General features: G+C 64.4%; 11 protein-coding genes and 1 tRNA gene. 6 read left to right on the plus strand and 6 right to left on the minus strand.

The genetic code is table 11. The features are described 5' to 3' along the window. The first annotated feature begins 19 nt into the window (after positions 1-19). Positions 20-1,150: a molecular chaperone DnaJ gene (gene dnaJ, locus VMI09_04070; GenBank protein HTQ23847.1), complete on the plus strand. Its 1,131-nt coding sequence runs from the start codon at positions 20-22 to the stop codon at positions 1,148-1,150. A 71-nt stretch (positions 1,151-1,221) separates the two neighbouring features. On the opposite strand, the gene aroE is transcribed toward dnaJ, so the two are convergent. Both aroE and pyrE read right to left on the minus strand, forming a co-directional pair. Then, positions 1,222-2,169, minus strand: a complete 948-nt coding sequence (aroE, locus tag VMI09_04075) for a shikimate dehydrogenase (protein HTQ23848.1) — start codon at positions 2,167-2,169, stop codon at positions 1,222-1,224. Beyond that, the gene (gene pyrE, locus VMI09_04080) at positions 2,162-2,764 is read right to left on the minus strand and encodes an orotate phosphoribosyltransferase (GenBank protein HTQ23849.1); all 603 of its coding nucleotides are present in this window, start codon (positions 2,762-2,764) and stop codon (positions 2,162-2,164) included. Before pyrE ends, aroE begins: the two co-directional genes overlap by 8 nt. 109 nt (positions 2,765-2,873) lie before the next feature. Here pyrE and VMI09_04085 point away from each other — a divergent pair, with 109 nt between their 5' ends. After that, on the plus strand, positions 2,874-3,563 hold the full coding sequence (locus VMI09_04085; protein HTQ23850.1) for a DUF1614 domain-containing protein: 690 nt from the start codon (positions 2,874-2,876) through the stop codon (positions 3,561-3,563). Between the two features lie 37 nt (positions 3,564-3,600). On the opposite strand, the gene VMI09_04090 is transcribed toward VMI09_04085, so the two are convergent. Both VMI09_04090 and VMI09_04095 read right to left on the minus strand, forming a co-directional pair. After that, entirely contained in the window at positions 3,601-4,002 is a 402-nt protein-coding gene (locus tag VMI09_04090; protein HTQ23851.1) for a Zn-ribbon domain-containing OB-fold protein, read from the minus strand. Next, positions 3,999-5,159, minus strand: a complete 1,161-nt coding sequence (locus VMI09_04095) for a thiolase family protein (GenBank protein ID HTQ23852.1) — start codon at positions 5,157-5,159, stop codon at positions 3,999-4,001. The genes VMI09_04090 and VMI09_04095 overlap by 4 nt, the downstream gene beginning before the upstream one ends. Positions 5,160-5,288: 129 nt before the next feature. Here VMI09_04095 and VMI09_04100 point away from each other — a divergent pair, with 129 nt between their 5' ends. From VMI09_04100 to VMI09_04115, 4 genes are all read left to right on the plus strand, one after another. Further along, positions 5,289-5,468, plus strand: coding sequence for a hypothetical protein (locus VMI09_04100; GenBank protein HTQ23853.1), 180 nt, complete (start codon positions 5,289-5,291; stop codon positions 5,466-5,468). A gap of 95 nt (positions 5,469-5,563) precedes the next feature. Further along, on the plus strand, positions 5,564-6,772 hold the full coding sequence (locus VMI09_04105; GenBank protein HTQ23854.1) for an FAD-dependent monooxygenase: 1,209 nt from the start codon (positions 5,564-5,566) through the stop codon (positions 6,770-6,772). A gap of 87 nt (positions 6,773-6,859) precedes the next feature. Further along, positions 6,860-6,936 (plus strand) — tRNA-Met (locus tag VMI09_04110). A gap of 944 nt (positions 6,937-7,880) precedes the next feature. Further along, the gene (locus VMI09_04115; GenBank protein HTQ23855.1) at positions 7,881-8,099 is read left to right on the plus strand and encodes a helix-turn-helix domain-containing protein; all 219 of its coding nucleotides are present in this window, start codon (positions 7,881-7,883) and stop codon (positions 8,097-8,099) included. A gap of 133 nt (positions 8,100-8,232) precedes the next feature. Here the strand turns inward: VMI09_04115 and VMI09_04120 are convergent, their stop codons facing one another. Continuing rightward, positions 8,233-8,586, minus strand: coding sequence for a hypothetical protein (locus VMI09_04120; protein ID HTQ23856.1), 354 nt, complete (start codon positions 8,584-8,586; stop codon positions 8,233-8,235). 260 nt (positions 8,587-8,846) lie between these two features. Beyond that, the coding region (locus tag VMI09_04125; GenBank protein ID HTQ23857.1) for a hypothetical protein at positions 8,847-9,088 on the minus strand (242 nt) is incomplete at its 5' end.

The raw sequence follows: 9,088 nt of genomic DNA on the forward strand, positions 1-9,088 counted from the left end.
CTAGACTAGAATTGCGCCGATGCCGCCGCAGGCTAAAAAACGCGACTATTACGAAGTTCTCGGCGTCGAACGCGCCGCCGGTGAAGACGAGCTCAAGAAAGCCTACCGCCGCCTGGCGATCCAATACCATCCCGACCGCAATCCCGGCGACAGGCAAGCGGAGGAGCGCTTCAAGGAACTCAACGAGGCCTACCAGGTGCTCTCCGACCCCGAGCGGCGCGCACAGTACGACCGTTATGGGCACGCCGCGTTCCAGGGAGCTCAGGGCAACGGCTTCGGCTTCGAGTTTACCCAGGGCTTCGAAGAGGTCTTCTCGGACATTTTCGGCGATTTTTTCGGCACCGGACGCGGGCGGACACGGTCGCGCTCCCGGCGCGGCGACGATCTGCGCTACGATCTTGAAGTCGAATTCGAGGAAGCGGCGCGTGGCACCGAAAAAGTAATTAAATTCCAGCGCTTGGCGAGCTGCGAGGCCTGCGGCGGAAGCCGGGCGCGGGGCGGCGCGGAGGGCGCTCGCACCTGTCCCAATTGCCGCGGGACCGGCCAGGTCAGAACTCAGCAGGGCTTCTTTTCCATCGCCACCACCTGCGGCCAATGCCGCGGCGAAGGCACGATCATCGCCGACCCCTGTCCCAAGTGCCAGGGCCAGGGACGCATCCGCCGCTCCGAATCGCTGTCGGTGAGAATTCCTCCTGGTGTCGATAATGGCTCGCGCCTCAAACTGCGCGGCGAGGGCGAAGCCGGATGGGGCGGCGGACCGTCAGGCGACCTCTACGTGGTGGTCCACGTCAAGGAACACGACCTCTTCGTCCGCCAGGACAACGATGTCATCATCGAATTGCCCGTCAGCTTTCCGCAGGCCGCGCTCGGCACCGAGGTCGAGGTGCCCACGCTCGACGGCAAGGTCAAGCTGAAAATCCAGGCCGGCACGCAATCGGGCAAGGTCTTCCGGCTCAAGGGTAAGGGCTTCCCGGATTTGCACGGCTACGGGCGCGGCGACCAACTGGTGCGAATGGTGGTCGAGACTCCGAAGCGGCTTACCGCGCGCCAGCGCGAACTGCTCGAGGAGTTCGCGAGCATCGACGGCGAGGCCGTCAATCATCCTCTCTCCAAGGGCTTCGTCGACAAACTCAAAGAGATGTTCGGCTAGCCGGCCGGGTTTTCGGCTGACGGGCCAAAATCTGCGCTCGCGCCCGGTTCGCGCTCGCGCACAGGCGGCCTTCAGCTTTTGGCGTATTCGCCTCCCTGACGGCCGAGGCGCTCGAAGAGCGCGCGGCGCATCACGCCCGGCGGCGGTGCGACGCCGTTAAACAGCTCGAAGGCGAGCTCACCCTGATTCACCAGCATCCCCGCGCCATCAGCGGCGCGCCGTTCAAGCGCGATCGCCGGCCACAGAAAAGCGGTCGGCTGCGCCGCATAGATGAGATCGTAAAAGAAACAGCCGCGCGGCGTCCGCGCGTAGTCGATTCGCGCGAAGCTCGCCTGCGTGAGACCCATCGGCGTTGCGTTCAAGATAATCGCGGCGCGTCCGAGCAGCGCCGCGTCGGCGAGCGCGTCGAGCCCGCGCACCGAAAGCGGCACGCCGGCCAGCGCCAGCGGCAGCCGCGCGCGCAGCCGCCGTATCAGGGCGGCGCCGCGCGCCAGCGTGCGATTGGCGATCACAACCTCGCCGGCGCCGCGGCGCAGACAGGCGACGACGGCGGAGGAGGCGGCGCCGCCGGCCCCGACCACGAGCGCCGTCGCTCCTTCGACCTCGACCCCGAGGCTTGCGAGGTCGCGCTCAAGGCCGCGGGCGTCGGTGTTGTCGCCATAAAGGCCGGCACCGCGGTTTACGACGCAATTGATCGCGCCGAGCATCAGGGCCTCGACGCTAAGCTTCGTCATCATCGTAAGCGCGCGCTCCTTGTGCGGCACGGTCAGGTTGACGCCGACGATTCCGAGCGCGGGCAGCGCGCGGAGCGCCGCAGCGAGCATCGACGGCTTGACGTGGAAGGCCGCGTAGGCGCGATCCATGCCGAGCGCGGCATAGGCCGCGTTGTGCATCGCGGGCGAGAGCGAATGTTCGACCGGGTCGCCGAAGACGGCGGCGATGCGCGTCGCGCCGCCGAGCGCGAGCGCGCCCGCGGCCGCGCGGCGGCCGCGCACGCCGGGGCGGCGCCGCTCAGCCATCGCCAGTTCGCGCACGCTCCGCGCGCACTTCCTCGGCCGTATAGAGCCATCGGTACTTGAGCCCGGCGGCGGCGAACGCCGCCGCCGCGCCCTCGCCGCGGTCGACCAGCGCGAAGGCGTTGGTCACCGTCGCGCCCTCCGCGCGCAGCGCGTCGACAGCCTGCAGGCTCGAGCCGCCGGTAGTGATCGTATCGTCGATCACGGCGGCCCGAAGATCCTTGCGGAACGCGCCTTCGATCTGCTGCTGCAGGCCGTGCGCCTTCATCTCCTTGCGCACGAAAAAGCCGCGCAGATTGGCCCCGCGATTGTGCGCCGCGACAATCAGCGCGTCGGTCACCGGGAGCGCGCCCGCCGCCATCCCGCCGATCTGCTCGACGCCCTCCTCCAGCACCAGCTCGAGCATCAGCTCGCCGGCGAGGTATGCTCCGCGCGGGAGATAGAGTGTGCGCTTGCAGTCGATGTAGTAGTTCGACGACCGCCCCGACGCGAGCGTCAGCGCGGCCGGGCGTTCGAAATAGGACTCGCGCGCCAGTAGCGCGAGCAGTTCGCTGCGTTGGGCCTGGTTCATCGTCTTGCGCGCGATCTTACCCCCCATCGCGCCGGGCACAAGAGGCCGCACAGACGACGCAAAACAGACGGACTGCCGGGGCCGAGCATGCGAGGGCCGGTGTGCCATGCGTGGAGGCTTGGTATGATGACGGACCATGTTTTTCGCGCCGTTCCTGTTCCTCTACTCGATAATCTTTTTCGTCGCGCTGGCGCTTTTGTTCGCGATGCTCGAGATAGGCGCGATCGACTACGCCTTCAATGCGCTGGGCCTGCCGCCGCATGCGGCGTTCTGGGCCCTGATGGTTAGCCTGCTGGGGAGTTACATCAACATCCCGATAACCCGCATCGAAAGCGGTGACGGCGAGCCGCCGCCGGCCGACGTGGTGAGCTACTTCGGCGTGCGCTACCGGGTGCCGACGCATCTGGCGCCCACACGTTCGACCGTGATTGCGATCAACGTGGGCGGCGCGATCGTTCCGCTATGCATCTGCGCGTGGATCCTTGCGGCCGACCCGGCGGTGTTTGTGCGCGCGATGCTGGGAACCGCGGGGGTGACCGCCATCGTGCATCGCGCGGCGCGCCCGATTCCGAAAGTGGGAATCGCCACCCCGATGTTCATCCCGCCGATCGTCGCGGCGCTCTTCGGGATGCTGCTCGGCGGCGGTGTCGCGCATCACGCGGACGCGATCGCCTATATCAGCGGCGTGATGGGAACGCTCATCGGCGCCGACCTGATGAACCTCGGGCGGCTGAGCGAGCTTGGCGCGCCGGTCGCGTCGATCGGCGGCGCCGGAACCTTCGACGGAATCTTCCTTACCGGAATCGTCGCGGTGCTGCTGGCCTAGCGGCGCCGCGCGCGTTTCAGTGCGCGCCCGTCCGCGTTCAGGCGGGCTTGAACTTTACCAGCGTGCGCTCGGGGGTGACGTCGTCGAAGTGTACCACAACCGGCATCCCGACCTTCACGCTCTCCGGCGGCGCGACGATATTCGTCGTCATCCGCGGCCCCTCGTCGAGTTCGACGATCGCCAGCACGTACGGTTGATCGGCGAACGAGCGGGTCGAGGCGCGGCGCACGACGGTGTAGCTGTACACCTGGCCGCGTCCGCTGACGCGCTCCCACGCAAGGCGGTCGGAAAAGCAGTGGGGGCAGCGCTCGCGCGGATAATAGATATACGCCTTGCACGCGGCGCATCGCTGAAGGCTCAATTCATGGCGCCGCGCGGCTTCCCAGAATGGCCGGCTGGTCGGTGTCGGCTTCGGCAGCGGTTTGAGATATTCGCTCATGACCGCCGCTCCAGGATGAGGCTTGCCTGCTCGCTCATGATGCCGCCGTTGCCGTTGACGTAGGCGAGCTGCGCGTCCTTGACCTGGCGCGCGCCGCCGCGGCCCATCAGCTGGCGCACCGCCTCTGTCACGTGGCTCATCCCGCCGCCCAGCCCCGGCTGCCCGAAGGAAAGCTGGCCGCCGTGGGTGTTGCATGGAAAGTCGCCGGCGTACGACAGATCGTGCTCCCACACGAAATTTCCGCCCTGCCCTTTCTTGCAGAATCCGGCGTCCTCGAGCGTCACGATCACCGTGATGGTGTAGCAGTCGTACGGGCAGACGAGGTCGATATCCTTGTGCGCGACGCCGGCCATCTTGAACGCCGCCTCGGCCGCGACTTTCACCGGCGAATCGGTCAGCGATGGCGCGTAGGTAATCGATGCGTGATTCGAATATTCGCCCGCGCCGAGCAGCCAGACCGGCGGATGTTTGGCGCGCCGGGCGACGTCGGGCGAGGCCACCACGACCGCCGATCCACCGCTGCACGGGCTGACTATTTCGTATAGGTGGAGCGGATCGACGATCATGCGCGAGTTGAGCACGTCGGCGATCGTGAGTTCGCGGTCGTTGAACGTCGCGAGCGGGTTTTTGACCGCGCTTCTCCGCTGGTCCACCGCGACCTTGGCCATCTGCTCGGCCGTGGTGCCGTACTCGTACATGTGGCGATGGGCGATCATCGCGTAGCCGCAATTGGCGCCGATATTTCCGTAGGGCGCCTCGAATTCGCGCTGCACCGAGATCACGGGCGGCTTCTGGTCGCCGAACTTGTTGAGATCGCCGACCACGCATAGCACCGCGTTACACATCCCGCCCGCGATCGCCGCCGCCGCCCGCCACACCATCCCGGCCGGGCTCGCGCCGCCGATATCGACCTGGTTGAGCATCCGCGGATTGATTCCCATCACCTCGGCGACGCTCGCCGGATACAGCATTCCCGCATCCGCAAACGCCATCCCGCAGAGGAACCCGTCGATCTCCCCGGTCTCAAGGCCCGCATCCGCGATCGCTTCCGCCGCCGCGTTCGACATCAGGCCGAGCGCGGTCGCGTCCGGCGGCGCGTCCTTGGTAGGCTTGAGCTCGCCGATTCCGATAACGGCGGCCGTTCCTTTAAGACTCATCAGAGCACGCTCCAATTCCATTTCATCGCTATCGACTACCACAAAGCGCGCGAGATCGGTAAGCAACGCAGGCTGACACGCGCGGCTCTTTCGGTTAGCGTATTCGGATTCGCAAGGAGCGTTTTACCGATGGCATTTGTCATGTGCGACGACCACAACCTCTCCGTCGAGGCCGACGGGATGGATGTGGCGATGGCCAAGCAGGTCATGCTGGGCGAGCCCAAGCCGAATCCGACCGCGGTCGAAAAGGAACTGACGGATTTCGGCGCCGCCCATCGCGATTGTAATTTGCGTATCGTTCCCGATTAACCGAAGTGCCCGATTAACCGAAGTGCCCGATTGACGGAAGTGCCCGATTGACGGAAGCGCCCGGCTGACGTTAACACCGGGCCACGGAAAAGCTCATGTACGACGCGATTGTGGTGGGTGCGCGATGCGCGGGAGCGCCAACGGCGATGCTGCTCGCGCGCGCGGGCCATCGCGTGCTGTTGGTGGACCGCGCGGAGTTTCCGAGCGACATCATGTCCACGCATTACATCCATCAGCCGGGGGTCGCGCGGCTCAAACGATGGGGCCTGCTCGACGCGGTGCTCGCCACCAACTGTCCGCCGATCGAGCGCATCCGGCTCGACGCCGGACCGCTCGCGCTCGAAAGCTCGCCCGTGCCTTACGAGGACACCGAGATTGCACTTTGTCCGCGGCGCATGCTGCTCGACAAGATCCTGTTCGATGCGGCCGCGCGGGCCGGAGCAGAAATACGCGACGCGTTCACGGTCGAGGCTCTCACGTGGGAGAGCGGATGCGTCAGCGGAATACGCGGGCGCGATCTGCGCGGCGCGAAGGAGCATCGCGAGCACGCGCGAATCGTGATCGGCGCCGACGGCCCGTGGTCGGCCGTCGCGCGGGCGGTCGAGGCGCCGGAGTACGAAACTGTGTCCGCGCTGACTTGCGGCTATTACAGCTACTTCAGCGGTGTGCGCCTGAATGCCTGCGAGGTGCATCCGCGTCCCGGATGCACCGCGCTCGGTTTCGCCACCAACGACGCGCTCACCTGCATCGCGGTCGAGCGGCCCAAGGCCGAGTTCGAAGCGTGGCGATCCGATATCGAGGGCGGCTTCTTCAAGGCGCTGGAAGCGGCGCCGGACCTGTACGAGCGCGTGCGCGCGGGCTTTCGCGAGGAGCGGTTCGCCGGCACCGGCGGTATCGCGAACTATTTCCGCAGACCCTACGGCCCCGGATGGGCGCTGGTGGGCGACGCGGGCTATCACAAAGATCCGATAACCGGCTTCGGCATTACGGACGCGCTCCGCGACGCCGAGTTGCTGGCCGAGGCCGCCGGCGCGGGGCTGGCCGGGCGCGAGCCGATGGAACAGGCGCTCGCTCGTTACGAAAGCGCACGCAATGCGGCCTCGATGGAACTCTACCGCTTCACCTGCGAGCTGGCGCGGCTCGAGGGGCCGTCGCCGATGCTGCTCGCGCTGATGCCCGCGCTCGCCGGCAACGACGCCGACACGCGCCGCTTCATGGGCACGGTCGCCACGACCGTCGCGCTCTCGGAGTTTTACGCGCCGAACAACCTGATGCGGATCATGCGCGCAGCCGGCCGCGCGTAGCCCGACGCGATCGGGGCAAACGCAGCGAGCGCTTATGCTTGAGGATCGTGTGTTGACCCCGCTTGGGGGGTGCCGATAGTATGCCGGGGCGGGGTGGAGCAGTCTGGTAGCTCGCCGGGCTCATAACCCGGAGGTCGAAGGTTCAAATCCCTCCCCCGCAACCAAAAAACCTGCGCTAGCTGCGCGGGTTTTTTTGTGCGCTCTGTGCTTGCTCTGTCATCGTGGCCGGACGTTGGCCGCCACTTTTGAGAGCCATCGGTGACGATTTCGGCTGAGATAGCGGCAGAAGAGAGTTCGCTTCGCCCGGGTCAACAGACGACCTCGTGCTCGACGGTGTGCGCTCCGAAACGACCAAAGTCCTCCAGGCGGGTGACCATCGGCTGACCCTCAGTCGTCGCGGCCGCTATCACCAGATCGTGAAGCCGGCGTTCTCCGTAACGCCAACGGCCGGCAGATATGGCCATTGGGCAGAATTAAACATTGGCGGGTCCAGGCCGTACCCACGCCGGGTTAATGCAATGTGCGCTATTTGCGGTCGGGCGTTTGCCAGGCCGCCGAGCACGTTGCGCCCCGGCCAGCGGACAACCTCGTGCTCACCGCGGCACATCGCGGATGGTGACCGCCGTCACAGTGGACCATCCGTCCTACAGATTTGGATCGAGAAGCATGCTTGCCAGCCGGCGACCGGCCCTACCCCATGGAAATGGGATCGACCTCGAACGCGTGGACCCGTTCGTCACGTGTTTTTTTGCGATTTTGAAATGGCGCGAGTCTGGAGTTAGAGCGCTCGATTGGTTGCAGCGCCCGACTCATAGATTCGCCCCTTTTTGGAAGGACAGCTTTTGTGCGGCGTGGCGGGCCGCAACCAATGATGATGCTGCTCCTGGGGGAAAGTGGCGTTCATTGCGCACGCGGAACCCGTCCAGCCGCAGTGCTAGCGTCTCACATAGCGTCGGAACCTGCCTGCAACGCCTAACGTGACTTGAGCAGCAGACTGCGACGAAATGACCAAAAGCATTCTCGCGGACGTTTCTTCCTGTCACCGGTCGAAGGCCGAAACGGAAGTAGTTGGCGAATTGCGACGCAAACCTATGGTAAAGTGCTAGGTATGAAACGGAAGTCTATAGACAAAAGGCCCCTCTACACGCTGCCTAGCAAGGTGATGACGGTGCGCGAAGTATCAGCATACTTACGGGTGCACCCGTCCACGATCTACCGGTTGCTGAAGCAGCAGCAGATACCGGCGTTTCAGATGGGTAGCGACTGGCGGTTCAACATCGAAGCCATCGACAGCTGGCGCCTGAAGCAGGAAAGCGCGGGGGGATGAGCGACGAGTAGCTCTCGTCATGATCGCACATCCGCCCAACTCTTTCCTTGGCGTCGGCGCTATAGCTTCTTTAACGCGGGCCAGAGTCAAGATGCCTCGGCGCCTGCTTCTGACGCCCACACTCGACTCAGTCCTATTTCGGACATGACACGTAGAGATGAAATGACGCGTTGACAGGATTGCCGCTAATGTCCGTGGTTTGAACATCAACAGAATTGCCATCCGCCGAATCCCCTGTGACACCAATCGTGCCGATGGTCGGGGCATTCGTGTTAACCGAACCGAGGGTTGCTACAAATGCACAGCCTGCGACGTCCTTGCTGAAGGTGACAGTGTATAACCCAGTGCCAGCAGTATGAGAACCCGTGACCGGGCCCGCGCTGCTGAATTGGCGTACGATATTGCCGTTATCACCCTCCACGACCGCCCAGTTGTTCTGGCCCTGTAGGTCCTTGACCTTCTTGGCCAGCGCCGGAAGTCCACCCACGAATTTCCTCTTCCGACTCATTGGATACATAAGACCTTATTAGGTCATAATGACTAACATTAGATTAGAAATCTGTCAAACAGGTCCCGCACGACAGAGTGCCGCGGGGTTTCATTCGGCTGGACGTGGGCGAACATGGTTCCGCCGGGCTCATAACCCGGAGGTCGAAGGTTCAAATCCCTCCCCCGCAACCAAAAAACCCGCATTGATGCGGGTTTTTTGCTTTCAAAGACCTCTAATGAACAAAAAGTGACGCCGCTTCAGAATGCCGAGCCATCGTCGAAGAACCATAACCGCTGGGCGCCCGTCAGCTTGACACGCGAGATCGGGTTTCCAATGCTGTCCACCATGGTGATGTTATAGGAGGTCGTACCGTTCGGAAGCCCGGGATAGTCAAAGTTGCCTAAGCCATCCTGCGTGGACGTCTGAAACCAGGGATCTGCGATGTAGTTAGCCAGCGTCGCGATCTCGCCGTCCACTTCCGGAGCCTCGACGATCCATT

It is taken from the genome of Candidatus Binataceae bacterium (assembly GCA_035500095.1).
Taxonomy (GTDB): domain Bacteria; phylum Desulfobacterota; class Binatia; order Binatales; family Binataceae; genus JAKAVN01.

Excerpts from the sequence above, each read along its gene's own strand:
- dnaJ (HTQ23847.1), top strand. The coding sequence starts at position 20 with ATGCCGCCGCAGGCTAAAAAACGCGACTATTACGAAGTTCTCGGCGTC.
- VMI09_04085 (HTQ23850.1), top strand. The coding sequence starts at position 2,874 with ATGTTTTTCGCGCCGTTCCTGTTCCTCTACTCGATAATCTTTTTCGTC.
- VMI09_04095 (HTQ23852.1), bottom strand. The coding sequence starts at position 5,159 with ATGAGTCTTAAAGGAACGGCCGCCGTTATCGGAATCGGCGAGCTCAAG.
- VMI09_04100 (HTQ23853.1), top strand. The coding sequence starts at position 5,289 with ATGGCATTTGTCATGTGCGACGACCACAACCTCTCCGTCGAGGCCGAC.
- pyrE (HTQ23849.1), bottom strand. The coding sequence starts at position 2,764 with ATGGGGGGTAAGATCGCGCGCAAGACGATGAACCAGGCCCAACGCAGC.
- VMI09_04105 (HTQ23854.1), top strand. The coding sequence starts at position 5,564 with ATGTACGACGCGATTGTGGTGGGTGCGCGATGCGCGGGAGCGCCAACG.
- aroE (HTQ23848.1), bottom strand. The coding sequence starts at position 2,169 with ATGGCTGAGCGGCGCCGCCCCGGCGTGCGCGGCCGCCGCGCGGCCGCG.
- VMI09_04090 (HTQ23851.1), bottom strand. The coding sequence starts at position 4,002 with ATGAGCGAATATCTCAAACCGCTGCCGAAGCCGACACCGACCAGCCGG.
- VMI09_04115 (HTQ23855.1), top strand. The coding sequence starts at position 7,881 with ATGAAACGGAAGTCTATAGACAAAAGGCCCCTCTACACGCTGCCTAGC.